Raw genomic sequence first — 24,480 nt, 5'->3', positions numbered from 1 at the left:
AGAGGAGAAAATATGAGCAAAGTCGGATTCATTGGCCTGGGCATCATGGGAACGCCGATGGCGGGCCACCTGCTGCGCGGCGGCCATGATCTGTTCGTGCATGACGTGAAACCCGTGCCGGCCGAACTGGTGGAAGCGGGCGCGCAAGTGCGCAATTCCGGGCGCGAGGTGGCCCAGGAAGCCGAGATCGTGATCGTGATGGTGCCGGACACGCCGCACGTGGCCGCCGTGCTGTTCGACGAAGGCGGCGTGGCCGAGGGCCTGGCGGCCGGCAAGGTGGTGGTGGACATGAGCTCGATCTCGCCGATCGAGACGAAGCAGTTCGCCGCACGCATCAACGCGCTCGATTGCGATTACCTGGACGCGCCGGTCTCGGGCGGCGAGGTGGGCGCGCGCGCCGCCAGCCTGACGATCATGGTGGGCGGCACGCACGAAGCGTTCGAGCGCGTCAAACCCCTGTTCGAGCTGATGGGCAAGAACATCACGCTGGTGGGCGGCAACGGCGATGGGCAGACGACCAAGGTGGCCAACCAGATCATCGTGGCGCTCAATATCGAGGCGGTGGGCGAGGCGCTGCTGTTCGCCGCGCGCATGGGCGCCGATGCCGGCAAGGTGCGCCAGGCGCTGATGGGTGGTTTCGCGGCCTCGCGCGTGCTGGAAGTGCACGGCGATCGGATGGTCAAGCGCACCTTCGACCCGGGCTTTCGCATCGAGCTGCACCAGAAGGACTTGAACCTGGCCCTGGCCAGCGCGCGCCAACTGGGGCTCTCGCTGCCGAACACGGCCACCGCGCAACAGCTGTTCAGCGCCTGCGCCGCCCATGGCGGCAAGGGCTGGGACCACTCGGCGCTCGTACGGGCGCTGGAAACGCTGGCCAATTTCCAGATCGGCGACACCGCTGCGCAATGATGGCCGCTTCCGTTCCCCGCGCGCTGTTGCGCGCCATGTTCGATGCCGCCGTGGCGGCGGCGCAACCCGCGCTGTGCCTGCCGCCGCACCTGCCGCCGCCGCCGCGCGGCCGCACGCTGGTGATCGGCGCGGGCAAGGCTTCCGCCGAGATGGCGCGGGTGCTCGAGCGGCATTGGCCGGGCGAGCTTACGGGCCTGGTGGTCACGCGCTACGGCTATGCGGTGCCGTGCGAACGGATCGAGATCGTGGAGGCGGCCCACCCCGTGCCGGATGCGGCGGGCCTCGCCGCCGCGCGTCGCATGCTGGACTGCGTGGCGGGATTGACGGCGGACGACTTGGTGATCTGCCTGATCTCCGGCGGCGGTTCCGCCCTGTTGCCGCTGCCGGCCGAAGGCCTGGCGCTGGCGGACAAGCAGGCGCTCAACACCGCCCTGCTGACCAGCGGCGCCACGATCAGCGAAATGAATTGCGTGCGGCGCCACCTTTCCGCCATCAAGGGCGGCCGGCTGGCGGCGGCCTGCCACCCGGCGCGCGTGCTCACGCTGCTGGTCTCCGATGTGCCGGGCGACGATCCGGCGGACATCGCCAGCGGCCCCACCTGCGCCGATGCCACGACGTGCGAGGATGCGCTGGCCGTGCTGCGGCGCTACGGCATCGAGGTGCCGGCCCACGTGCGGGCCGTGCTGGAAAGCGGCCGCGGAGAATCCGTGAAGCCGGGCGACCCGCGCCTGGCGGGCAGTGAGCTCCGCTTCGTCGCCACGCCGCAGATGGCTTTGGAAGCCGCCGCCGCGGTGGCGGCAAAGGCTGGCGTGCCGGCCCATGTACTGGGCGACGGCATCGAGGGCGAGGCGCGAGAGGTCGGCATCGTGATGGCCGGGATCGCGCGGCAGGTCGCCACGCGGGGGCAGCCGTTCACGCCGCCGTGCATCCTGCTGTCCGGCGGCGAAACGACGGTGACGGTGCGGGGCAAGGGCCGTGGCGGGCGCAACGTGGAATTCCTGCTGTCGCTGGCCGTGGCGTTGAACGGCCTCGAAGGCGTGCATGCGATCGCCTGCGATACCGACGGCGTGGACGGGCAGGAAGAGATCGCCGGCGCTTACGCCGGACCGCGCACGCTCGAGCGCGCGCGCGAACTGGGCATCCGCCCCCGCGACAGCCTGGCCGACAACGATGGCCACGGTTTCTTCCAGTCGCTGGACGACTCGGTGGTATGCGGGCCCACGCTCACCAACGTCAACGACTTCCGGGCGATTCTGGTGGAACGTTAGGAGCCTACGGGCGCCGCATCACTTTCCCATGCGGATCTGGTTGCGGCCGCCCTGCTTCGCCTCGTACAGCATCGCATCGGCGCGCAGGAACATTTCGTTGCCGGTCTTGTATTCCGGGTAGGCCGCGAGGCCGCCGCTGAACGAAAACTGGCGCACGGTGCCGGGCGTGACCTCGAACGCGATCGCGCCGAAAGCCTGGCGGATCGCATCGAGCCGGCGCCAGCCTTCCTCCAGGGCGCAATCCCAGAACACGATCACGAATTCCTCGCCGCCGAAGCGGCTCAGCAAGTCGCGCTCGCCCACGTGCGAGGCCAGCGTGAGCGACAGCCGCTTGATGACGATATCGCCGAAATAATGACCCCAGGTGTCGTTGATGGTCTTGAACTTGTCGATGTCGACCACGCCCAGCGCAAGGGGCCGATTGTCGCGCGCGGCATCGCAGATCAGGTCCTGCGTCTTGCGTTGCAGGCCTACCTTGTTCAACAGGCCCGTGGCCCGGTCCTTGCCGATCAGGTCCTTGCTGACGCGGATCTTGTTGGCGCGGTTGACCAGATGCGCCGTCAGCAGCTCGCGCGTAATTAGCGGCATAATGCCGTCGAAGCCGCTGGCCAGCGCGCGGCGCGTCAGCTCCACGTCGACACGGCGTTGCAGCATCATGATTTCGCGCACGGGGTCGGCCTCGATATTCTTCTTGAGCACGCGCACGATCGCTTCCGTGCGTTCGTATTCGTCGTCGGCGATCAGCACCATATCCGGCTGCTGGTCCTTCACGCGCAGGTGCAGCGTTTGCACGTCGCTATAGCAGATCACCTCGACCCGCTGTTCCAGCAGCGCGGCCGCGTCGATGTGCCCGGCATCGCCCAGGTAGATCAGGCGCATCAGGTCGCCGCGCTTCTTTTGCACGAACAGGTTGAACAGCTTGTCCACCAGCACGTCGTTGGCGATCGGCTTTTCCGCGTAGGCCAGGCAATCGCTGTCCACCAGCCGCTGTTGCAACAGGAAGCGGCCGCCCTGCCGCGCCGATTGCAGGTAGACGTAACTGTGCCCGCCCGGCAGGCGCGCCAGCAATTCGCCGAGCATCAGTGTCTTGCGCGACGATTGCATATCCGACTGCATATTGTGCAGCGCATCCAGGTCGATCACGAACAGGTCGTTCTCGCCAGCCGCCTCCACGGCGCTGGCGAAGGCGCTCAGTTCGCTGAAGAAGGCGATGTCGAAGTCGTACTTGTGGGCGTGCAGCAGCAATTCACCGCGGTTGTCCTTGATGAAAAAGCTCTGCGACAGGAAAAGTACGTGGTTCTTGTAGAGCGTGATAGTGCCGGGTGATGCCGCGCTGGTCATGTCCGTCGGTTGCTTGGTGGGCGATAGGCATCACCTTACACAAGAACCGGATTATCCGTTGCAAAAACGTCCGCGGCGGTCACGCTTTTTTCAACGCGCTGCCCTTGTGCGCCGCTTCGGCCCCGGTCTTGTCGCTGACGACCAGGTATTCCGGGTTGTCCTGCGACGCCGCCACGTGATGCCCCTTGATATCGGTGGGCGACATCAGCTTCTTTTTCACGGTGCCGTGCACGACGCCTTGCGAGGAATGCCACTGCACCTTGTCGCCAGCCTTGAACTCATCCGCCATGATCGATCCTCCGCGATTTGACCAGGACAAGTATTGAATCATGGATTGCCGGTATTTCCCGCACGTTACATCCAGTGGCGCGCCGCCCGCCACGCCGCCTTGGCTAGAATCGCTGGAACGTCAGCCACCATCCATCCGGTCATGCCTCCACACCTCGGCCTCGTCTGCATCACCGTCTCGAATGCCGTGCGCTACCGCACCATTACGCGCAAGCGCCTGCTCGACCAGTCGCTGGACGGCCAGCGCAAACTCCTGGACGACCTGTACCGCAGCAACATCCAGGTCCTGGACAACGCGCTGCGCTATTGCGAGCAAGAAAATATTCGGCTGTACCGCATGCCCTCTTCCCTGTTCCCGTTTTCGGACGAGGACATCGGCCGTGAAGTGCTGGCGCCGTTCGCCGACACGCTCGCGCGCACCGGTGCCCGGGCGCTGGAGCGCGGCATCCGCCTGGTGATGCACCCCGACCAGTTCGTGGTGCTGAGCTCGGATTCAGTTGGCGTGGTGGAAAACAGCATCAAGATCCTGCAAATGCATGCGGACATCATGGATCTGCTGGCCCAGCCGCGCACACCCTGGGCGCTGCTGGAAATCCATGGCGGCAAGGCCGACCGCGCCGACGCGCTGGTGGGCTGCATCGCCCGCCTGCCCGAGGCGATCCGCTGCCGCCTGGGCCTGGAGAACGACGAATATGCGTACAGCGCCAGCGAAATCCACGAGATCTGCCTGCGCAGCGGCGTGCCGATGGTGTTCGATGCCCACCACCACATCGTGCACGAGGGGCTGGACAGCTACGACGATCCGAGCGTGGGCGAAATGCTGGACAAGGCGCGCGGCACCTGGGCCGTGCCCGAGCACCAGCTCGTGCATATCTCGAACGGCCGCACGTCGTTCAACGACCGCCAGCATTCGGACCTGATCACGGTGATGCCATCGTCGTATGCGCGCGCCCCGTGGATCGAGATCGAAGCCAAGGCGAAGGAAGATGCGATCAACGGGCTTGCCGGCTGGCACGCCGCGGCCGGCTGACCTTTATTTCGCCGGTTTTTTCTGCGCGGCGGTGAACAGCGTCTTGGCGTCCTTGTGCGCCTGGTCGACGTTGCGCAGCTTGGCATCCTCGTCGTGCGGCACGAAGAATTCGCTGTCCTGCGCGGCCATCACGATGCGCACGGCTTGCTTTTCGGGCACGTTGTATTTCTCGAAGATCAGCGTGGTGACTTCGTCCAGGTATTCTTCGTAGGTCATTGGAGGCTCCGTTGAAGGCGGCATTGTAGCGGCTCCATGGATCGAAGGCGCTCGCGCCGATGTCTTGCAGAGGATCAGAGGCAAGGCAGGCCATGCATGGGAGTATTGATTTCCTATCGCTAATTTCCGGCGATCAACATGACCAATACTGCTGCCTCGCCTGCCAAGGCGCGATCGACGGCCATGACGCCATGGAGATGTGACCGGACGCCGGCTCTCGCCGGCGTTCTCCTTCGAGCGCTCAGAAATAGATCATCTCCCCTTCCCGCCGCGCCTGCGCCTTCGAGTAGCTGACCCGGTGCGCCACCGCCCCGCTGGGAGTGAGCAATGTGATTTCGCCCCCCTTGTTCGACAACTGCATCGACCCGCGCGGCAAGGTGACGGTGACGGCACCGCGGGCCGGCACGCTGCCGAATTCATCCGGTATCGGCAGCCGGTTCCGGTTTGCATCGCGCAGCACATAGCCTTCCAGCGACACCGCCTGCCCGCCGCCATTGGCGAGCATGACACGCTCGCCGCCAACGTCGTCCCCTTCCGGGTTGACGAGTGCGGCGAGGATGCGCAGCTTGCCCGGCTCGACCGGGTCGGGCGCCGGCCCGGGCGGCGGCGTGACTTCCGAAGCCGGCCCCAGGTAGATCGGATAGAACGTGCGGATATGCTGGTTGTTCTCGCTGCGGAACACCTTCAGTTCATAGCGCGCGCCATTGATGACGGCTTCCTTCGGCGCCCGCGCGCCCAGGTGAGCGCGCACGGTGCCGATGGCCATCAGGCCTTCCACGCTGCAGCCGACGAAGAAGCCGCCGGTGGGCTTCGTCAACGGGCGCAGCACTTTCGCATCGTAGTCCGGCGCCAGCCATTTGTACGAAATGGTGACCGATTCCGGGAACGCTTCCTGGCCATCCTTGTACTGGCCGCGCAGGTAGACGATGCGGTCGTCCGCAAGGCCGGGGAACATGGAACGGGTGCCCTCGCGCTGCACCATGCCATCGTCCAGGTAATACTTGTACCAGAAATGGTAGCCCTGAACTTTCGGCCCCTGCTGCTCGCCGACGAACACGTGCTCGAAGCCGGACAGCGCCGGATCGCCGCCGCCCCGGAAGGTACGGAACCACATCTCCAGCAAGGTCGAGTACCAGCGCGCGCTGCTGATGGCCGTGCCGGTCGCTTCTTCCAGATACTGGCGGGCTACCAGCATGGGCGGGCTGTCCACCACGGCCGTCAGCAGGTCGTGAATTTCTTCCCTCTCCTCGGGGGTCTCCAGCTCGGTATGCTGCTCGTCCAGCGCATAGTTGTCGAACAGCGCCTGCACGAGATCGTAGGTGGTGCGCTTGTGGACCGGCAGGGCGAGATCGAACAGGATGTTCGGGTCTTGCAGCGTTTCGGTGCGGGTCAGCACGCGGATATAGCCATGCTCTTCCTGCCCCGCCTCGCTGGACGATGCCAGCAGGGGGCGGATGCCGCTGCCGGCCTGGTCCGCATCCCAGATCGCCTGGTAGATATTCATTGCAGTCTCCTTACAGTGATCCCTTCCGCTGCCAGCGCGCGGCTTGTTGTAGTACCCGGCCGTGATGGAAGGGAGCGAACCGGCGGGTGGAAGTGATGTGGGAAGGAGCCGGCAACGCCCGGCTGCCGTGGATGGGACTGCCTGTGCCGCCTGAAGGGCTGGCACCCGAAGTGACTTGCAAAAATATATCGCCGCGCCGGGCAAAGCGTCAATCAAAAACGCCGGCTTGCGCCGGCGTCGTGGGGAAGACCGTACTCAGCCGAGCGGCACCGTCATCGCCTTGCGGATGGCCACGCAGCGCGCATCCTCCTGCTGGGTTTCCAGCAGCGCACGGCGCGTGCCGGCCGACAGATCCTTCTGCTGGGCGGCGGCGTCCGCCAGGCGCTGCACGCTTTGCGGCGTGCACGTGGCCGGAATCATCGATTCCGCGAAACTGCGCATGAAGACCGGACCGGCCGTCTTGTCGAGCTCCGGCAGTTGCGTGAGCCGCTGGGCGGCGCTTTGCTCGCTCAGCGAGGCTTGCGCGGACGGGTACAGGTTTTCCATCGCCGTGCGGATGCGCGAGAACGGCAGCTTCGTCTGCGTATCGGCGATCTTCGCCAGCCACTCGGCCTTCACCGCCGGATCGGGCCGCACCACCTGCGCCGCCAGCGCGGCAGCCTGGCCGCTGTCGGACTTGTCGCGCGCGGCTTCCGCGGCGACCAGCTTTTCCACGCCTGGGTAGTTCTGCTCGGAGAGCTGCTTGACGATCGCCCAGCGCACGTCCTGGCTGATGGTCACGCCTTTCGGCACACCACGGTTGTGCAGCATGCCCGCCAGGCGGTCCAGCGCGGGCTTGCTGCCGGCGAAGTCCACGTAGGTGGCCAGCCAGCGGCGGCGGAAGTTTTCATCCTTTGCGTCGAGGATGCCCTGCCACGCCATTTTCTCCAGCGCCCCGACGGTCTTGTTCGTGTACGCGCCATTCGGCGACATCTTCTGCAGGTAACCGATGCCGGCCCGGACATTCGTGAGCACGGTGCCGAGCAGCGCGTAATCCGTCTCGCGCGGCGCGTTGTCCAGGGCCGTTTGCAGGAAGTCGTTCAGCGGCAACTCGCCATCGCGCACGCCATCCCACATGCTCTGCCACAGCATGGCACGCAGCAGCGGTTCCTCGACCTTACTGACGTTCGCGCGCGCCGCGGCGGAAGACCGCCCATCCAGCTTGACCTTGGCATAGCCCCAATCCTCGTAGTTCGGGTAGACCAGGTCCGGGCAGGCAGCGCCGTTCAGTTCCGGCACCGGCGTGCTGGCGCCCTTGTAGGTGACGGCCAGCTTGCGGTCCAGGTTCAGCGCCTTGCCCCCGTTGCGGAACAGCGCCACCTGCACGCGCTGCTCGCGCAGTACCGGATGCTCGGCCGGCGCCGTCTGCGCCAGGCTGAAGGAATCGATCTTGCCGCCCTTGCACGTGTAGTTCGCCGTCACCGTGTTCACGCCGGGCTGGTACAGCCAGTCCTGCGTCCACTGCGACAGATCACGGCCGGCCGCTTCGCCCAGGCTGCCGATGAAGTCGTCGAGCTTCGCGTTCTGGTACTGGTACTTGACGAGGTAATTGTGCACGCCGCGGCGGAAGGTTTCCTCGCCCAGCAGGTGACGCAATTGCTTGAGCGTGGAGGCGCCCTTCGAGTACGTGATCGCATCGATATTGTCGAAGGCGTTGGCGGTGGTGGCCACGGGCACCTCGATCGGGTGCGTGCCCAGCGACTGGTCCTGCCGGTAGGCGGCCGCTTTACCCTGCGTGTAGAAGTACTGCCACGCGTTCTTGAATTCCGTGGACTCGGCGGTACCCAGCGTGCCCATGAACGAGGCAAAGCTCTCGTTCAGCCACAAGCCATTCCACCACTTCATGGTGACGAGATCGCCGAACCACTGGTGAGCCATCTCGTGCATGATGACCGATGCCAGCGAGTGGCGCTGGTCCGTCGTCATCTTGTCCTTGTGGAGGAAGCGGTTTTCGGCAAAGGTGATCGCGCCGGCGTTCTCCATGGCGCCGTACAGGAAATCCGGCACCAGCAGCTGGTCGTATTTCTCGAACTGGTAAGGGATGCCGAAGTACTCGTCGAAGAAGGCCAGACCCTGCTTCGTGAACGTGAACCAATCCTTCGGATCGACCTGCGCAGCCACCGACTGGCGCGCGAACAGCCGCATCGGATACTTCGCGCTGTTGTCTTCCCATATCTTGTACGGCCCGGCGTGCAGCGAGAAGTTATAGGGCGACAGCTTCTTCGTGACGGGGAAGGTCCAGCGCTTGCCGCCGGCTGCATCCTCGACCTTCGCTTCGCGCGTGGTGGACACCACGACCCAGTCGGCCGGCGCGGTGACGTTGACCTGGTAGGTGGCCTTCAGGTCGGGCTGGTCGAACAGGGCGAACATCTGCTGCGCGGCGGCCGGCTCGAAGTGCGAGTAGGTGTACACGCGACCATCGACCGGGTCGATCATGCGGTGCAGGCCCTCGCCGTTCGTGCTGTGCAGCCGCTCGAAACCGACGACGACCGTATTGCGGCCCTGCTTCAGGTCCGCGGCGGCAATCGTGATGAACCAGTTGTTGTATTGCGGCGCGATGGTCTTGCCATTGACGGTGAGCGACTTGACGGTAGCCTTGTTCAGGTCGATCGTCAGCGGCGCCGACGCATCGTTCAGGTCGAAGTTCAGCGTGGTCGTGTTGGCGAAGGTTTCCGCGCCGGTGAGCGTGAAGTCGAGCTGGTAGGCGACGTTCGACACGCGCGCGGAACGCGCTTCGGCATCGGCTTGCGACAGCCACTCCTTTTCCGCGCGGGGCGCGCTGGCGGCCAGCACCACAGGCGCTGCCATCAACATCGAGGAGCCAAGAGTCAGGGCGACGGCTTTCCTTAAAAGCGGTTTCATCATTATCCTTGTGAGATGTCGTGCCCCCAGTCGACCACCGATCGGGCGGCGCGGGGAATGATAACATCGCCATTTCCCTTAAAACATCATCGAATTGTCCATGCAGATCACCTTTGAAACCCCGGACCAGCCGGATGTGCACGCACTGATCGCCGAACTGGATGCCTACCTGTATTCGCTGTATCCGCCTGAGAATGTCTACGCGCTGGACATCGCTTCGCTGCTGGCGCCGAATGTGGCATTCGCTGTGGCACGCGACGCTTCCAACGGCACCGCGCTGGGCTGCGCTGCTGTCGTAGTGACGCCAGAATATGCTGAACTCAAGCGGATGTATGTGCGGCCTGAGGCCCGGGGCCAGGGACTGGCTCGACGGTTGATTTCCGCGCTGGAGGAGAAGGCGCTGGCACAGGGGTGCTCGGTGTGCATGCTGGAGACGGGACCGACGATGCCGGAAGCCCTGGCGCTGTACGAGCGCATGGGGTACAAGCACCGCGGGGCGTTCGGGGAATATCCCGAGGATCCGCTGTCGGTCTTCATGCAGAAGGAGTTGGTGTGAGTTCTTCTTCCTCGCCTCAGGATTCGCTCGAGGAATTGCGCGAATTGACCCGGGCGTTCGCGGCCGAACGGGATTGGGGACAGTTTCATACGCCCAAGAACCTGGTCATGGCGTTGTCCGTGGAGGTGGCGGAGCTGGTCGAGCATTTCCAGTGGCTTCGGACCGGGGCGCTCGATGAACTGGATGAGCGAAAGCTGGAGGGAGTACGGCATGAGATGGCCGATGTGCTGCTGTATCTGGTACAGCTGGCGGATCGTACCGGCGTGGATTTGCGGGCGGCTGCGCTGGAGAAGTTGAGGCTGAATGGGGAGAAGTATCCAGCCTCGAAGGTGCGCGGGGATGCGCGGAAGTATGATGAGTATTGATTTCGTTGAGTTACCGCTCCTTTTGGCTCTTGCTTGCACCGACTGGCTCGTCGCTACGTCATACTAAAGAAGTGATCAGTTTGGCGCCGCACTCGGTCATGTCACCGTCGTACGCATAGGATTTGCCCTTATGTTTTGCGCCCTTGCCGTCGGGCTTGATGGCAAAGGATCCTTTGCACTTCGGGCAGATGGTCATATCACCCTCAAGCGCAGCAGACTTGCCCATCGCAATTGTTGTCGAGGTGGCAGTCAGTACGAGTCCGCCATGGTCCGTCTTGTCGCCAATGCGTATGACGCCGCGGCCTTCGTGCTTCATGGCTTTGCTCCTCGGTCGGTTTTCTCTCCGGGCAGAAAGTAGTAAGACCCTTCTGGCGCGCCCGGTACCTTTACGCGAAATTTTAGGCTAGAGAGTAGTTTGTCCCATAGGGCGACTGCTTCGTCGTCGGTAAGTGAGGCTTTTTCGGCAGCCCCAATCATGTTATTGGCTACCTTCGTGAACATTTGCACACTGAACTCTGGTGGGTAAGCCACGTCCCCAGGTCGACCGACATAGGCCCACTCGAAGTCATGAGTTCCGTCAGCTCGCCTAATCAACGATTCCTCCCCTTTCCAGTGATTTACGTTTCGGGGGCCCTCGCGTAATACTACTCGTGCCGGATAATTACTTCCCTGTTCGTCTTTGGCGTGCTTAATCCTGGAGAGCAAAGACAACTCTTCCCTGATGCGTCCATCAAACTCTTCAGGAGAGTAGTCAGCATATGCATCCTTGTTAGAAGTGATAGAGAACTTAACATCCGGGTAGCTTGGCAGATGCAAACCTATCGCAACAATTTCTTGGTGATCGTATGTGTTTTGTCTAATGAATCCGTGCTCTACGCAGAATCCAGGATCAGCATGGATATCGTGATCAGCAAGAACAATACTCTTCGCCCGTCGAAATTGTCTTTCTAAAAAAAGAACCTCCGATTCACTTTTCGCTTTGGCGGCACTCAGCAGAAAGATATTATTTCCAAGCTCTATATAACTCCGAGAATAGAGGGCTCCATCCCTCTTCGCGTACTTATCCTCATAATAGTCCAGCCGCCAACCCAAGCCATCTCGACCGGGGCCTGAAAATATCACTTCAGCAGTATCGTTGGCACGTCGAATTCTCGCCACATCTTCCAAGACAAGCTGCTCCATTGTGCTTCGACTTGAACTAATCACACTGATCCTTGACGGGAATGACGTTGCGCCCCATACAATTTGAGAAATTTTTGGTATGTAGAAAGCATAACGACCAAAACACGACAGTTTCCTTTCGTTGAATAAGACACTGATCTTTTGCGGTTCCCGATAGATTTTATCCACCATATCCTCCTCAGAAGTAAAAGTAGAGGCAAAGAAAATTGCCAAAACCAATAGCAGAATCAGGCAACTTCTATTTACCCTTCCAATCCGCGGTAAGTGCAATGCTTGCAACAGCATATAGCATCGCGTCCAGCACTTCCTTCTGAGAATAGCTATCTTGGTGCTCATACCCATCGGATTCTCCAGTCCCGTGTACAAACCTCATACCGCCCACCATTCGTGCGGAACGCTCAGCCGGAACTGTTTCGTCTCCGCTGCTACTCGGAGGCTGCAGGGAAAGCGTAAGGATACGGTTACCTGCCTTTACTGTTAGGTTACCCCTGGCATCATCAGATACCGGAACCCAAGTAGTCACCGGGGCCAGGTTTGTTTTTGAGGTATCAAAAAGGTCCTTGTCCATTATTTTGAATACTACCTCACCAAAGCATTGGCGCTTTTTACTATTACAGTAGCTCGCATAGGTTTGAGATGGGTGGAACGTTGAACAGATAGACTCAATAAAATCTATAGCGTTCTCGATCCTCCGGTGAACTTTAGCTATTCCGCCTCCTTCATCTTCCGTGAGCCGAGCTGGGTTAACCCATTTAGGATTAATTAGCCTCCACCAAATTGTCTCTGGCTGCAAATAGACGTACTTCAATGCACTATAATCTTCTTTTGGCCAGCTATCGAGAACATTCCCAGCTCCGTCTACTACTTTCAACCAACCTGTGCCGTACCAAGTACTGGGAAGCAACTCAAGCGGCCCCTGGGCATTCGCCAAAATAGCTGTGGCGTGTTCGCCATTTATGCTGAGGACACGCGCAGCGAACCCGGCCAATATACCGGGCCGGTCCTGAAACCCGAAACGCATTCGCTTATACGTCGCCGCCGCGCCAGATGATGGCATTACATTGTGATAAACGCCGAGTATCTTGAAGACTGAGCTATTCAGTAAATTACCGTATCGCGGATGCAGCAGAGCTCTCGCTACGAGCCCCCCCATACTGTGCGTCACCAAAATTACCTCATTGCATTGAAAGCCACGCTTTTGATAACCTTTGACTAGCCCAGCGATACGCTCAGCGAGAACTCTAGCAGACTCACCATTCCCCTTCAGGAAGTTATATCCCATAGAATGCACTGGATACCAACACTTTGATATAGATTGTATTTGTTCTTCAGTTAGTGCTGCACCATCCTTTGCACCCATAGTGCGTGGATCACCTAGTACCGTCCGCCAAATTTTATTCAATCCTCCTTCGTGCACCATATTATTCAGGTAATGTTCCGCGTGTCGAAGCATTTTTCCATAGGCGCCTCCGAACAATACCTCGCTCCAGCCGCGCCATCGAGCAATCTGCGCTGGACTAGCTGCCTTCCCTTTTGACGAATCAGCCTTACGAGAGAATGACCATGTTCTCCCCAATAGTGGAGGAATGGCGTCCAACCCATCCGGGACATTACGATGACGCATGTCGGATTCAATAGTTTCTTTACCCTGAGGGTCGAACTTCGATTTACTCTCGGTATATCGATAAAGATCAACTTCAGTCTCGTTCGGATCGAAATTCAGCTGGCGCTGGGCAGGTGTAGCGTTCTTGAACCATCCACCTAAACCTGTGCCAGTGACAACATTTGCCTTCCCTCCAGCATCAGTTATCTCATCCGGCCTCCATGCATAGTTTTCTGAACGATTAAGCCGCTCTCGTCGCCCCACGCTCATTCTCAGATTACTGCCCATCACTCCTGGTATAAAGATTACTGGAATTAACTTCTTAGGCGGCAATTTCACATCGTGTCTAGCAATATCACTCGTTAGTGTCATTGACACAGTATACTCAGCCCAACCACCAACACCTTGGGTAAAATCTTCCTGATGATTTCCTCGTTCGTTCAAATTTGACTTTTCATTCATGGTAAATCTCCCTTCCAACGCACAGTGTAGTATTCGATCTCGCAACCTCTTTGAATTCCTGTGCTCCCTTCTATAGAACTCTTTCCCGAGACTACGCCTTCGTCATCTCTTGTTATTTCAAACTCAACGTTAGGCACTGGCTTCCCTTCTGAGTCCAAAAAGTTGACTTCTTGGTCGAACCTGCAGTCCTCCGGTCTTTCGTTGAACGCCTGCGACATGCTCTTCGCCGCCAACGTTTCTAGATTTCCGTTAAATCGCACGGGCGACTCGGTAAAAAACTGTACTGTTTCACCAATTTCCAGGAAATTGTTAAAACCATGCAGCCGCACCCCCTTCTTCCCTCTTATCTCAACCCAGTCCGTATCACTAAGGATTTTTGCCACTTTGTGTGCAATGACTTCCACATTATCGCTTTGCGCTTCAATTTCTATTTTTCCTGCAGCGGCAATAAGCTTCATTCCGGCAGTATGCACAAACAACCGCAGAGTCTTGCCGATACTCGCAAATAAGCCGCCGTTACTTGCAATAGACACATTATTTCCACTGCTGACCGCGACGTCCCTGTCGCTAGCAATATGGGTGCATCCTGCTGACGTAACGGCTAACCCCGCTGGACTGGACAGCACAAGGTGAGGCTGGGTCAGCTTGGAGGAAGCACTACTCTCACCGTGGTGGATAGCACTATTCTGTGAACGAAGCTCTTCAACAGTGTGATCTTGCTGAGATTCTTCTTGTGCACCATAGTGCTGCGAAAGCGAGGCCAACCGCTCTTGATTCTCGGTTGCCCGTCGCAGCCGTTGGATAGTTTCGGACATATCGCTTGCGGAACCAGCAGCGGCTTGTCGTGCGTCGGTACTAAGTAACATGCCCTGTGCAGCCCGCAGTACACCGTGTCCGTCGGAGCGCAATTCGAAGCCATCTCCCCTGTGCTCACCTCGCCCCTCTATTTGCTCAAGCCGATGTATTTTCCCCAAAGACAATTGACTATGTAGATGATCACAGCGCAATTGGGCTTGAATCTCATCTTTTGTGTCGTCGAGTACCAACTGACTACCTCGGGTACCACCTACCTCACGCGAACGCAAGCCCGACAAGGCACGCTGGGCAGATAGTTGCCAGGGCACCTCATGCTCAGCGTTATAGACTACCCCGGTAACAATCGGCCTATCCGGGTTCTCGCCCAAAAACTGCACCACGACCTCCTGCCCAACCCGCGGCAAACCGATTTGCCCGAACTGCCTGCCCGCCATCGGCATCGCCACTCTCACCCATGCGGAACTGTTCTCGTCCCGCTTGCCCTGCCGGTCCCAGTGAAACTGGATCGTGATCCTCCCCAGGCCATCGGTATGGATTTCTTCCCCCTGCGGTCCGGTGACGATCGCGGTTTGCACGCCAGGCGAAGGAGGTGGATTGCTGTGAAAGTGGCGACCCGGCCGCCATGGGACCGTCTTGCGCAGGCAGGTGAAATCATTCCTGTAATATGAAGGCTCGCGCTTGGCCGAATTGAGGTTGTTCCCGGCCCAATGGCGGACGGAGACGATCAGGTATTCCCGCTTGCCGATCGGCTCGCTGAGCATCGCCTGCCGGAAGGGCCAGTTCATCGAACCGCTGTGATGGTCGGCCAGCATGAAGCTGCGGCCGGGTAGTGCGCTGCGGTCGTTGCCCTCCGCCTCGAAGTACTGCGTCATGCGGTCCGCTTCTTCCATCCGGCGCTTCGCCAGCGGTTCGCCGTCCTGCCAGTCGCGATAGCCGTAGGCTCCCGTGTTCTCATAGACGTCGAACGACGGCAAATCACCCTGCCGGTTCATCGACTCGGAGCTGACGGCTTGCGGCATCGGGTTCTTGTAGTCGAAGCTGCCCAGTGCCATGCTGGACGGGCCGACCCGGCGGACGGCCTGCCATTGCCGGATGCCGTCGCTTTCGGCGGAACCCGCGAAAGCGCGATAAGGAATCGTGCCGGGTTCCATATCCCGTGCGCCACATTCGTCGATGGGATCGGCGATCGTGCTGTCGTCGGACAAATGCAGCGTGTGCCCATCCAGGCGGTGCTCATACCAATAATACAAGCCGGCGGCTTCCCAGCGGCGGTGCAGATGGTTGTAGTCCGTCTCGTTGTACTGGTTCATGCAGGTGATCTTCGCGTCTTCCCCCCGCATCTGCGGCTTCCAGTCATGTTCCTTGTAGTGCGCGAATGTCTTTTCAGTCATCTCCAGGACGCTGCAAGCGAGGAACGACACGCAATCCTTGCGCAGCTTCGCGAAAGCCAGCCATGGTTCGAGCACCGCGTAGTAGTACACGAAGCCGCCATCGGTCTTCATGTAGCGGAATTCCGTGATGTAGCCGTTGAAGTGGCGTTCGGTGCCGTTGTCCCGGACCAGAGAGACCGTCATCATCTTTCCGATCATCGACTTCAGCGGAATCGATACATCGTCCGACAACAGTTCCACATCGAAGCGGAAGCTGCGCGACAGCTCTTCCTGCGCGCATAGCGTGTTCACGACCAGGTTGGCTTCAGGCCCGTCATCATTGGGAAAGTGCGACCGCAGCAGCCGGCCCGTCTGCTGCAGGCGGTCGAACGACACCACGGTCGGGGGTATCAGGCTCATTGATCATCTCCATAGAGTTCGGGTTTCAGCAGATAGCGGATTTCGCGTTGGCGGGAGCTACCCGGTGCATCGGCAATGAAAGTGTCCCAACCCAGCCGGCGCCCTTCGCCGGGTTTTGCCGTCAGCACGAGCGGGCGGATGCATTCGGGACCGGGCAGCAGGCAGACTTCGTATTCCACCAGGACTTCGGCCATCACGAGCGCCACCAGCCTGGAGAGCATGCGCGCGCCTTCGCCGCGGGGCAGCAGCCAGTCGAACTGCGCACGCTTCAGGGGCCCGATCACGATGCGCACGCGCTGGTCCAGCCGCCACTGGCGCCGCCCGACCATGGCACCAGCGCCGAGCTTTGGAGTCGGGGTGCCCAGCCTGCTGCGTTGTGAAGGCTTGACGATGTCCCAGCTTCCCACCATCGATTCGACCCGCACCGGCAGTCCCAGCTCGCCGGCCAGGATGCACTCCAGTGTCGCGGCAGAAACGGGGCGGGTCCGCAGCAGCCCGGCATACCACGCCTCCCGTTCGCTGGCGGATTCCTTCCTGCCGCCAAGGGCCTGCAGGCGTACACGCCAGGCATCGCGACCCTGGGTATCGATGACGACCTCCGGTCGGTGCATGGCCCAGGCCTGCCAGAATAAGCTGACCATGCGAGTCGACAGGAAGTCCATGAACGCACGGCCGCCCTTCTCGCCGGATGCCGCCGCGTGCGCACAGCGATCTGTGTCGTGCGCCGGCAGCGTGCCGGAAGTGCCCAGCAGCCCAAAGCAGGTCGGCGTCATGACGACGCGCGGCCCATCCGGCTGCTCCTCGACTCGCAGCGCTTCGATTTCACTGGCGGGGAAAGCCAGGGAAACGCTGTTTTCGAAGCGCAGTGACTTCGTCAAGGCGTCGTCGGTCGGCACACCGCGCCGTGCCAGCCACCGCAAGGTCAGCGTGATCGCGGGAAGAAACCCGAATCGCCAGGGTTCCGCGAAGAGCCGGCCGATCAGGCCGGGCTCGCGCTGCCGTTGCGTCGTTTGCATCGCCAAATCTCCCTCTGATTGCGCTGCGACAGCAGCACCAGTTCCACATAGTTATTGACCTGCACATATAGCCCCAGGAGGTGGTCCATCACCTGCGCGAACAGATGAATGCCGCTGCCGACGAATGCTTCCTCGTCCACCGTGATGTGGACTTCCAGGCCTTTCACCAGCGAGCAGCCGCGCTTGTGCTTGATCCAGGCGGTAGTGATCTCGTGGTCGAGATTCACGATCCCCTCGATCATCCGTCGCGTGACAGGCGACGCAGGAAGGTCATGGAGCGTGAGGAGTTCCTTGAAGGTGGGCAGGCCTTTCGGCACCAGGGCGTGGTGATTCAGCGTCAAGTGGGAAATCAACCGCCAGTGGTTCTGCCCTGCCGCGAAGTGTTGCGTCAGGCTGGGCTTGGCCAGCAGGCGCACCACCGGCCCGCCCACCGCGCCTGGCAATGCAAGGTCGCCACTGGATGCGCCATGACTCAACTGGTGCGGCAGGTCCCGGTTGGTGCACGTGACGTGGACGGACAACGAGCTGCGCTCCACCTTCAACGCCGCCGCGTTGATGTCCACCAGCGCCATGCGCTTTTCATGCCCTGGACTGGTCGCCTCCAGAACTTCGTCGTGGCGCAATATCCAGTGGCGGCCCCGGCCCGACACGCCATGCCCCCTTGCATACAGGGGCGTGAATTCGACAAGGTCGCCGTCCTTCGGTTGCTGGTGCACAGCATCGACTGAATACACCTCGAAAGCCTGCGGGCGGGGTGCGTCAGCCACCAGCGAGTACTCCGCCGCCATGCTGGTGACGGCGACAGGTCGGACTGGCTGCTTGAACAAGTTGACGACCGTGGTGCAGAACAGCCGCAGGTGGGACGCTTGCAGCAAGCGCAACATGCGCGCCGCATTACCGTCCGGTGGCATGCGCGACAGCGCAAGATGCAACGTCACGCTGCGATTGTTCGACGGCAGCACCGTGTGCAGCGCTGCCAGGTCGATATCGAAGAACCGGAACTTGTCGGGGAAGCAGAAGTACTCCGTCAGTATCCGCCATGCGCGGTGTGAGCGGTCGCCGAACGGTATCAGCGCTTCGTCATCCGCGCAGCCAACCGGCAGCAGCGGGCTCTCCGGCAACGGTAGCCAATTGCCCGTCGGTGACTCGATGAATGCACCGGTGACGTGCATGAACAATGTATCGTGCAGGGCCGCGCAGAACGACGGATCGCCATCGGCGAACACGCGCAGCGTGTCCAGCGGTATCTGCGACAGCGCGAGCTTGGAGGACACGGAAGCGATAGTGATCGACAACGAGGCCGTTGCATCCGCTGCCAGCTTCGTACCCGACGGTGCACGGAGCAAAGGTTCGAACTGCGCTGCCGTGATTGCCAGTGGTGCCATTGCCACATCCGTCGCGGTCTGGAACTTGCATCGCGTGCCTTGGACTGGCTGGGATTCAAGGATGGTGCCGCGCTTGATGACGCGCACGCCGGACATCTCTTCCAGCCCCTTGTCCATCAGGGTGAAAGAAGCGATGGCACAGGAGGGAAAGCGTCGCAGGTAGTGCGGAAACAACGAATTGAGCAGCGCTTCGGTAAATTGCGGAAAACCGTCGTCGATCCGCGTGACGATGCGCGCCGCCAGTAGGGCCAACGCCTGCAACAGGCGCTCGAACTGGGCGTCACCGTCGCCTATGCGTAGCCGATCGGCTACACGGGGGAACCTGGCGGCAAATTCGGCGGCATAGCCGCGCAACACCACCAGTTCGCGTTCGAAATAAGGAAGCAAGTCTTTCATGTTCGGGAGCGGTAGTGTCGGGAAGGCTCATTATCGGGAGCTTCTCGACTGGCAAATTGCGCCCGATCAAAGGAATGCCGGTGCGAAACATTCATGCTCTCTCTCATTCTTTGCGAAAGGAGAACCATGAGCATTCCATTGAAATTGTTATGGGGCGAAGGCCTCATCATCGCGCCCCAGCAGATGCAACGGCAGGACCTGTATCACGAGGCGCGGCTCCAACAACTTGCGCAGATGATCAGCCCAAGCCTGTGGGGCGTGCGCAAGGCGGAATGGAATTCGGACATGCTCGGCAACAACATGCTGAAGGCAGAGGAACTGTCCCTGTTGTTCCAGGATGGCGAGATTTTCGATGCGCCGATTTCCGACCCGGCGCCACCGGCCGTGAACCTGGCGGCACTGGACCCCGACGAGCAGGTGTTCACGTTCTATGCCGCCATGCCGTTGCTCAACCAGCATGGTGGAAATGCTGAAAGGTCGGGGCGCTACAGGAGGAAAGATGTCGAAGCCGCCGACCTGTTCACCAGCGACCTGTCGCTCGATGTCGAGTACCTGACAAAGAACGTGACGCTCATCCCCCACACCGAGGCGCGCACCGGCTACATCTCCTTCCCCGTCATCCGCATCAAGCGCTCCCCCACCGGCGGCTTCGAACCCGACCCCACCTTCATGCCCCCGTCGGTCACCCTGGCCACCGCCGCCGGCCTGCCAGGCATGCTCGACGCCCTGCTGGCCAAGCTCAACGCCAAGATCGCGGCGCTGTACGAGCGCCACCGCCTGAACGGCCGCCAGGCGTTCGAGGTGCATGCCGGCGACGCCTCGTCGTTCTGGATGCTGAACGTGATCTGCACGGCGGCGGCGCCGCTCACGCACACGGCGCGCTACCGCCAGCACCACCCGGAAACCGTGTTCGACAAGCTGACGGCGCTGGCCGGCGGGCTGATGACGTTCTCGCCGAAATATGCGCTGTGCGACCTGCCGGCTTACCAGCACGACGATCCAGGCCCCGGCTTCGGGCGGCTCGATGCCATCATCCGCGACCTGATCGATACCGTGATCTCCTCGCGCTACTTCACGGTGCCGCTCACGGCCGATCCGGTGAAGATCACGCACCACCACGGCGTGCTGGACCCGGCGCGCGTGGAGCGACGCACGGAGCTGTGCCTGGCGGTGAGTGCCGACATGCCGGCCCTGGAACTGGTCGCCGCGGTGCCGGTACGCTTCAAGATCGGTTCGCCGGACGACGTGGAACGCCTGATCGGAATCGCCATGCCCGGCGTGGAGCTGGTGCACATGGCGCAGGTGCCCGGCGAGGTGCCGGTCCGGCCGAACACGTACTACTTCTCGCTGACCGCGAAGGGCAACCTGTACGAGAACATGCTGAAGGCGCAGGCCATCACGATTTATGCGCCGGCCGGCATGAAGGGCTTGCGGATGGAGTTGTTCGGCATAGCGCCGTAAGCGTCACTGCAATCCCAGCGCGCGCAGGATCGGGCCATTGACGAGCGGCCAGCACGGCGCACCGGCCGCTACTTCGTCGTAGTGGCCGGCGCCCGGCAGCACGATCACCTCGGCCGTATCGCCGGCCGCGCGGGCACGCCGTGCGTAGGCCTCGGCTACGGACGGTGGCGAGACGATGTCGAGTTCTCCATGGATCAGCACCGTGTGGATCCCGGCCGGCAGCATCTCGGCCGGGGACGTGTCCGCAAACACGTCCGGCCGCCCGGCACTGGGCAAGCCGGCCAATTGCACCGTCTCGCGCTCGCAGCTGGAGCGGATCAATGCCGCCTGGTCGCGCAGGTCGGCCAGGCCGCCCAGGCTGATCACCGTGGGAATGCGCACCGGGTCCGGCACCCAGGCCGGGCTCGATGGCGGCAGCTTGTGGCGCGACGCGGCCCACTGCGCCAGGTGCCCGCCGGCCGAATGGCCGACAGCCACGATGCGCTGCAAATCGATGCGCGGTTCGTCGCGCAGCCGCTCGATGGCCATGGTCACGTCGAGGTACGTGCCGGGATAGCCGCCGCCTTCCTCGTCGTGCCGCCGGTATTCCACGTTCCACACGGCGATACCCTGCGCAATGAGTGCGCCGGCCATGCTGCGCATTTGTGTGATGCCGCCATACTGCGCGGTCCAGCAGCCGCCGTGGACCAGCACCACGCAGGGGAACGGCCCGACGCCGGGCGGCAGGAACAGTTCCACGTATTGCGAGGGCGCGCTGCCGTAGGCGAAGCTCGCGTCGGGCCCGGGGCCGGTCAACGCGAGATAGTCCTGCAAGGTCATCGGAGCGGTCATGGCGTTCAATGATAAAAGGGCAAGCCGCAGTATAGCGCCCTGCCCTTGCCTGCGGCGCCGCGGATCAGTACTTGAAGCTGGCGCGCACGTAGTAGTAGCCGCCGTTGATGCCGAACGGCGAGAACGAGGGGTACTTCGTCACGCCCGCGTTGTCCAGGTTGGCGCGGTACACGGCCATCAGCTCCGGGTTCACCTCGTCCGGGTACTCGTTGAACAGGTTGTTGGCACCTGCCGACAGCGTCCAGTTCGGGGTCAGCTTGTAGCTCACTTCCAGGTCCGTGATCGCGGTGGTGCCGATCTCGTTCTTGTAGTACGTGCCGCCGTTCGGCGATTCCCACGTGTGCGACTTGCCGTAGATCGCTTCGCGCAGGTTCACCGTCCACGCGCCCGAGCGCCACAGCGCGCCGATGTTCACGCGGGTCTTCGGCGACGCGGTTTCCAGGTTCGAGATCGCCGTGCGGTCCAGCAGCGTCTGCGGTTGCAGTTGCGCCGGGGCCTGGTTGATCTTCGTGACGCGCACCTGGTTCCAGTTCGCCGCCAGCGACCAGTCGACACGGCCGTACTGGCCATAGTTGCTGTTCAGCGTGGCCACCAGCTCCAGCCCGCGCGAACGGGTGTTGACGGCGTTGGTGAAGATGTTGATGCCCGTCTCGCTCACGGTCGGGTCGAGGACGTTGCCGTTGGCGAGGATCGCGGCCACCACCGCCGGCGAGTTTACCGCGCCGCCCGAGCCGTAGACCGAGCCGGAACCCACGATGCGGTCGCGGATCTTGATCTGGTACGCGTCCACCGTTACCGACAGATTGTTCGCCGGGTTCAGCACGATGCCCGCCGAGATATTGGTCGATGCTTCCGGCTTCAGGCCATCCACGCCCACCAGTTTCGCGCCCGCCGAATTCGGCGCCAGCTGCACGAAGGCGCTGGTCGGGCCCACGTTGGTGGCCGAGTAGTACGACTCGGCCAGCGTCGGGGCGCGGAAGCCGTTCGAGTACGTGCCGCGCAGCGCGAACATGGGCGTGAAGTCGTAGCGGCTCGTCAGCTTGCCGACCTTGGCGTTGCCGAAGTCGGAGAAGTGTTCATAGCGCGCCGCCAGGTCGACCGTCAGGCCCGCGATCGGGAAGGTGATGAAGTTCGCGTAGATTGCCTTGTTGTTGCGGTCATGCTTGCCGGCGTCCGTCAGCGAGAAGCCGGGGTAGGATTGCGAACCTTCCTTGTAGCGCGAGTATTCGTCGCCGGCCTGGATTTCGTATTCGTCCACGCGGTGCTCGAGACCCATCGCGAACGTCGACGGTTTCGCCCAGCCCATGTCGAATTCGCGGGAGATGTCGACGTTGTTGGTCCACTGGCTGGCGATGAAGGTACCGGCGTGGAAGACGGTCGGCGTGAAGCCGGTATCGCGGTACAGCGACACGTTGGCCGAATCGATCACGCCGATCTCCGCCTTGTCGCGGCCATAGGTGGTCGACAGCTCCCAGTTCCATGCGCCGCCGAACTTGCCGCGGGCGCCGGCAGTGAATGCGTAGTCGATCTCCTTCATCGTTTCCTTCGGGCTGAAGCCGAGCGGGTAGACTTCCGGCAGCCGGTTCGGCATACGGTAGTTCTCGTAGGCGCGCGCTTCCTTCTTGCCCCAGGTGGCGAAGGCATACAGCGACGTGTCGTCGTCGATGTCATAGCCGGCGTTCAGCGCCAGCGTGTTCAGGTGATATTGCGCGTCGCCGGCGATCTTGTTCAGGTGCGGGTAGCCGGGCGCCTGCAGCAGGGGCATCGAGGCGATGTTTTGCGGGGCCGTCACGCGCGGGTCGAGATTGCCGCGGTCGCTGTAACCATGGTAGCGCGACTCGCCCGTCAGGCTGAGGAAGCCCTTGTCGGTCAGCTTGAAGCCGATGTTGGCCGTGCCGTCGCCCGTGTGGCCGCCGCCGTCGACATAGCCGCCGCCATTGACGTTGCCCGACAACCCCTGGTTGTTCGACTTGAGGATGATGTTGACCACGCCGGCGATCGCATCGGTGCCGTACTGCGCGGCCGCACCATCCTGCAGCACTTCGATATGGTCGATCGCGGCCACCGGAATGTAGTTCAGGTCGGCCGCCGCGCCACCCTGGTACGGGCCGCCCAGCACGGCCAGGTTCGAGGTGCCGTGCCGCCGCTTGCCATTCACCAGCACAAGCGTGTTGTTCGGCGACAGGCCGCGCAGCCGGGCCGACAGCGTGAGGTTCGCCGTGTCGCCGCCGAAGGCCTGCGCGGTAAACGACGGGATGTTTTGCGCGATGGCCTGGATCAGGTCCGGCTGGCCGGTACGTTGCAGCGAGCCGGCGTCCAGCACCTGGATCGGCGAGGCGCTGTTTTCCGCTTTCAGGCCGCTGGCGCGGGTGCCGGTGACGATCACGGCGCCCACCGAAACTGGTGCGCCGGCGGCGCCGGCCACGTTTTCCGCTTGCGGTTCGGGCTCCGGTGCGCCGCCCGGCTCGGCGGCGAGCGACAATCCGGTGTGCAGCAGCATCGCGGCAGCGCCCGATGTGATGATGGCCTTGTGCATTGTGATTCCTTTTCTTGTAGTGAAGATGGAAAAACCGGTGCAGCAAAAAACAGGCGAAAAAGGGTCCCCCTGCCGACGCGCATGCCGGCAGTTTCCCCGGGCCCTTCCAGCCCTTACAGCGTATTCAGTGAATTACTTCTTGGCGGCGACCACCTCGATCTCGACCAGCCAGCCGGCGGAGTTCAGCCCCGCCACCTGCATCACCGCGCGAGCCGGCAGGTTCGGTTGCGGGCCGCCGAAGAATTGCGTGTAGCCTTCCATGAAGCCCTTCGTGTCGGCGCGGCCGCCCTTGGCCGGGTCGCCCACCAGGAACACCTGCATCTTCACCACGTCGCCCATCGTCAGGCCCATGCCCTTCAGGATTTCCTCGATCTTCTTCAGCACGCCCACGGTCTGCGTCTTCGTGTCGCCATAGGCGGCGATCGTGTCCGGATTGGCCGACTTGTCGATCATCGGCGGCACCTGGCCGCTGATGAAGTGGATCGTGGCATTCGGCGGAATCGTCACGGCTTGCGCGATCGGGAAGTCCGAGCCGGGGATCTTGTGACGAACGATGTCCTGCGCGCTGGCGGTGACCGCGGCGGCGGCCATCAGCAGGGTGGCGGCGATGTGCTGTTTCATGAA

20 protein-coding genes are annotated in these 24,480 nt (G+C 61.8%); 6 read left to right on the top strand and 14 right to left on the bottom strand.

What is annotated here, in order from left to right:
• Positions 1–12: 12 nt before the first annotated feature.
• Both V6Z91_RS11275 and V6Z91_RS11270 read left to right on the top strand, forming a co-directional pair.
• A complete protein-coding gene (locus V6Z91_RS11275; protein WP_338770416.1) occupies positions 13–909 on the top strand; it encodes a 2-hydroxy-3-oxopropionate reductase in 897 nt (298 codons plus the stop codon).
• A complete protein-coding gene (locus V6Z91_RS11270) occupies positions 906–2,177 on the top strand; it encodes a glycerate kinase (RefSeq protein WP_338770414.1) in 1,272 nt (423 codons plus the stop codon). Before V6Z91_RS11275 ends, V6Z91_RS11270 begins: the two co-directional genes overlap by 4 nt.
• Before the next feature lie 18 nt (positions 2,178–2,195).
• Here the strand turns inward: V6Z91_RS11270 and V6Z91_RS11265 are convergent, their stop codons facing one another.
• Together V6Z91_RS11265 and V6Z91_RS11260 are read right to left on the bottom strand one after the other, a co-directional pair.
• Positions 2,196–3,518: a GGDEF domain-containing protein gene (locus V6Z91_RS11265; protein WP_338770412.1), complete on the bottom strand. Its 1,323-nt coding sequence runs from the start codon at positions 3,516–3,518 to the stop codon at positions 2,196–2,198.
• A gap of 79 nt (positions 3,519–3,597) precedes the next feature.
• The gene (locus V6Z91_RS11260) at positions 3,598–3,807 is read right to left on the bottom strand and encodes a DUF2945 domain-containing protein (protein WP_338770409.1); all 210 of its coding nucleotides are present in this window, start codon (positions 3,805–3,807) and stop codon (positions 3,598–3,600) included.
• Between the two features lie 141 nt (positions 3,808–3,948).
• On the opposite strand from V6Z91_RS11260, the gene V6Z91_RS11255 reads away from it, so the two are divergent.
• Positions 3,949–4,836 carry a UV damage endonuclease UvsE gene (locus V6Z91_RS11255; RefSeq protein ID WP_338770407.1) on the top strand — a complete coding sequence of 296 codons (888 nt, stop codon included), beginning with the start codon at positions 3,949–3,951 and terminating at the stop codon, positions 4,834–4,836.
• A gap of 3 nt (positions 4,837–4,839) precedes the next feature.
• On the opposite strand, the gene V6Z91_RS11250 is transcribed toward V6Z91_RS11255, so the two are convergent.
• The 3 genes from V6Z91_RS11250 to pepN all read right to left on the bottom strand — a co-directional run bounded on the left by V6Z91_RS11250 (position 4,840) and on the right by pepN (position 9,403).
• Positions 4,840–5,052, bottom strand: coding sequence for a hypothetical protein (locus V6Z91_RS11250; RefSeq protein ID WP_338770405.1), 213 nt, complete (start codon positions 5,050–5,052; stop codon positions 4,840–4,842).
• Positions 5,053–5,293: 241 nt separating this feature from the next.
• A complete protein-coding gene (locus tag V6Z91_RS11245; protein WP_338770403.1) occupies positions 5,294–6,556 on the bottom strand; it encodes a hypothetical protein in 1,263 nt (420 codons plus the stop codon).
• A 255-nt stretch (positions 6,557–6,811) separates the two neighbouring features.
• Complete coding sequence (gene pepN, locus V6Z91_RS11240; RefSeq protein ID WP_338770401.1) at positions 6,812–9,403, bottom strand: aminopeptidase N; 2,592 nt, start codon at positions 9,401–9,403, stop codon at positions 6,812–6,814.
• A 154-nt stretch (positions 9,404–9,557) separates the two neighbouring features.
• Between pepN and V6Z91_RS11235 the strand changes: the two genes are divergently transcribed.
• Complete coding sequence (locus V6Z91_RS11235) at positions 9,558–10,013, top strand: GNAT family N-acetyltransferase (protein ID WP_338770398.1); 456 nt, start codon at positions 9,558–9,560, stop codon at positions 10,011–10,013.
• Positions 10,010–10,378, top strand: coding sequence for a nucleotide pyrophosphohydrolase (locus V6Z91_RS11230; RefSeq protein WP_338770395.1), 369 nt, complete (start codon positions 10,010–10,012; stop codon positions 10,376–10,378). Before V6Z91_RS11235 ends, V6Z91_RS11230 begins: the two co-directional genes overlap by 4 nt.
• A gap of 58 nt (positions 10,379–10,436) precedes the next feature.
• On the opposite strand, the gene V6Z91_RS11225 is transcribed toward V6Z91_RS11230, so the two are convergent.
• The 6 genes from V6Z91_RS11225 to tssF are packed head-to-tail and all read right to left on the bottom strand — an operon-like array spanning position 10,437 to position 19,028.
• Entirely contained in the window at positions 10,437–10,694 is a 258-nt protein-coding gene (locus V6Z91_RS11225) for a PAAR domain-containing protein (protein ID WP_338770393.1), read from the bottom strand.
• The gene (locus V6Z91_RS11220) at positions 10,691–11,845 is read right to left on the bottom strand and encodes a T6SS immunity protein Tli4 family protein (protein ID WP_338770390.1); all 1,155 of its coding nucleotides are present in this window, start codon (positions 11,843–11,845) and stop codon (positions 10,691–10,693) included. The genes V6Z91_RS11225 and V6Z91_RS11220 overlap by 4 nt, the downstream gene beginning before the upstream one ends.
• Complete coding sequence (locus tag V6Z91_RS11215; RefSeq protein WP_338770388.1) at positions 11,799–13,625, bottom strand: hypothetical protein; 1,827 nt, start codon at positions 13,623–13,625, stop codon at positions 11,799–11,801. Before V6Z91_RS11215 ends, V6Z91_RS11220 begins: the two co-directional genes overlap by 47 nt.
• Positions 13,622–16,231, bottom strand: coding sequence for a type VI secretion system tip protein TssI/VgrG (gene tssI, locus V6Z91_RS11210; RefSeq protein WP_338770386.1), 2,610 nt, complete (start codon positions 16,229–16,231; stop codon positions 13,622–13,624). The genes V6Z91_RS11215 and tssI overlap by 4 nt, the downstream gene beginning before the upstream one ends.
• The gene (gene tssG, locus V6Z91_RS11205) at positions 16,228–17,247 is read right to left on the bottom strand and encodes a type VI secretion system baseplate subunit TssG (protein ID WP_338770384.1); all 1,020 of its coding nucleotides are present in this window, start codon (positions 17,245–17,247) and stop codon (positions 16,228–16,230) included. Before tssG ends, tssI begins: the two co-directional genes overlap by 4 nt.
• Positions 17,211–19,028, bottom strand: coding sequence for a type VI secretion system baseplate subunit TssF (gene tssF, locus V6Z91_RS11200; protein WP_338770381.1), 1,818 nt, complete (start codon positions 19,026–19,028; stop codon positions 17,211–17,213). The genes tssG and tssF overlap by 37 nt, the downstream gene beginning before the upstream one ends.
• 126 nt (positions 19,029–19,154) lie before the next feature.
• Here tssF and tssK point away from each other — a divergent pair, with 126 nt between their 5' ends.
• Positions 19,155–20,489 carry a type VI secretion system baseplate subunit TssK gene (tssK, locus tag V6Z91_RS11195; RefSeq protein WP_338770378.1) on the top strand — a complete coding sequence of 445 codons (1,335 nt, stop codon included), beginning with the start codon at positions 19,155–19,157 and terminating at the stop codon, positions 20,487–20,489.
• 3 nt (positions 20,490–20,492) lie between these two features.
• On the opposite strand, the gene V6Z91_RS11190 is transcribed toward tssK, so the two are convergent.
• The 3 genes from V6Z91_RS11190 to V6Z91_RS11180 form a co-directional block, all read right to left on the bottom strand.
• Positions 20,493–21,320, bottom strand: coding sequence for an alpha/beta hydrolase (locus V6Z91_RS11190; protein ID WP_338770375.1), 828 nt, complete (start codon positions 21,318–21,320; stop codon positions 20,493–20,495).
• Positions 21,321–21,384: 64 nt separating this feature from the next.
• Complete coding sequence (locus tag V6Z91_RS11185; protein WP_338770372.1) at positions 21,385–23,856, bottom strand: TonB-dependent receptor; 2,472 nt, start codon at positions 23,854–23,856, stop codon at positions 21,385–21,387.
• 132 nt (positions 23,857–23,988) lie between these two features.
• Entirely contained in the window at positions 23,989–24,477 is a 489-nt protein-coding gene (locus V6Z91_RS11180) for a RidA family protein (protein WP_338770370.1), read from the bottom strand.
• Positions 24,478–24,480 lie beyond the last annotated feature (3 nt).

It is taken from the genome of Massilia sp. METH4 (assembly GCF_037094685.1).
Classification (GTDB): domain Bacteria; phylum Pseudomonadota; class Gammaproteobacteria; order Burkholderiales; family Burkholderiaceae_D; genus Rugamonas.
Note: the sequence above shows the minus strand (reverse complement) of the source record. Positions and strands in the feature narration are given on the sequence as shown.

Coding starts and splice junctions, on each gene's coding strand:
- tssG (WP_338770384.1), bottom strand. CDS start 17,247: ATGCAAACGACGCAACGGCAGCGCGAGCCCGGCCTGATCGGCCGGCTC.
- V6Z91_RS11220 (WP_338770390.1), bottom strand. CDS start 11,845: ATGCTGTTGCAAGCATTGCACTTACCGCGGATTGGAAGGGTAAATAGA.
- tssK (WP_338770378.1), top strand. CDS start 19,155: ATGAGCATTCCATTGAAATTGTTATGGGGCGAAGGCCTCATCATCGCG.
- V6Z91_RS11185 (WP_338770372.1), bottom strand. CDS start 23,856: ATGCACAAGGCCATCATCACATCGGGCGCTGCCGCGATGCTGCTGCAC.
- V6Z91_RS11255 (WP_338770407.1), top strand. CDS start 3,949: ATGCCTCCACACCTCGGCCTCGTCTGCATCACCGTCTCGAATGCCGTG.
- tssF (WP_338770381.1), bottom strand. CDS start 19,028: ATGAAAGACTTGCTTCCTTATTTCGAACGCGAACTGGTGGTGTTGCGC.
- V6Z91_RS11270 (WP_338770414.1), top strand. CDS start 906: ATGATGGCCGCTTCCGTTCCCCGCGCGCTGTTGCGCGCCATGTTCGAT.
- V6Z91_RS11265 (WP_338770412.1), bottom strand. CDS start 3,518: ATGACCAGCGCGGCATCACCCGGCACTATCACGCTCTACAAGAACCAC.
- V6Z91_RS11250 (WP_338770405.1), bottom strand. CDS start 5,052: ATGACCTACGAAGAATACCTGGACGAAGTCACCACGCTGATCTTCGAG.
- V6Z91_RS11190 (WP_338770375.1), bottom strand. CDS start 21,320: ATGACCGCTCCGATGACCTTGCAGGACTATCTCGCGTTGACCGGCCCC.
- V6Z91_RS11225 (WP_338770393.1), bottom strand. CDS start 10,694: ATGAAGCACGAAGGCCGCGGCGTCATACGCATTGGCGACAAGACGGAC.
- V6Z91_RS11245 (WP_338770403.1), bottom strand. CDS start 6,556: ATGAATATCTACCAGGCGATCTGGGATGCGGACCAGGCCGGCAGCGGC.
- tssI (WP_338770386.1), bottom strand. CDS start 16,231: ATGAGCCTGATACCCCCGACCGTGGTGTCGTTCGACCGCCTGCAGCAG.
- V6Z91_RS11235 (WP_338770398.1), top strand. CDS start 9,558: ATGCAGATCACCTTTGAAACCCCGGACCAGCCGGATGTGCACGCACTG.
- V6Z91_RS11260 (WP_338770409.1), bottom strand. CDS start 3,807: ATGGCGGATGAGTTCAAGGCTGGCGACAAGGTGCAGTGGCATTCCTCG.
- V6Z91_RS11215 (WP_338770388.1), bottom strand. CDS start 13,625: ATGAATGAAAAGTCAAATTTGAACGAACGAGGAAATCATCAGGAAGAT.
- V6Z91_RS11180 (WP_338770370.1), bottom strand. CDS start 24,477: ATGAAACAGCACATCGCCGCCACCCTGCTGATGGCCGCCGCCGCGGTC.
- V6Z91_RS11275 (WP_338770416.1), top strand. CDS start 13: ATGAGCAAAGTCGGATTCATTGGCCTGGGCATCATGGGAACGCCGATG.
- pepN (WP_338770401.1), bottom strand. CDS start 9,403: ATGGCAGCGCCTGTGGTGCTGGCCGCCAGCGCGCCCCGCGCGGAAAAG.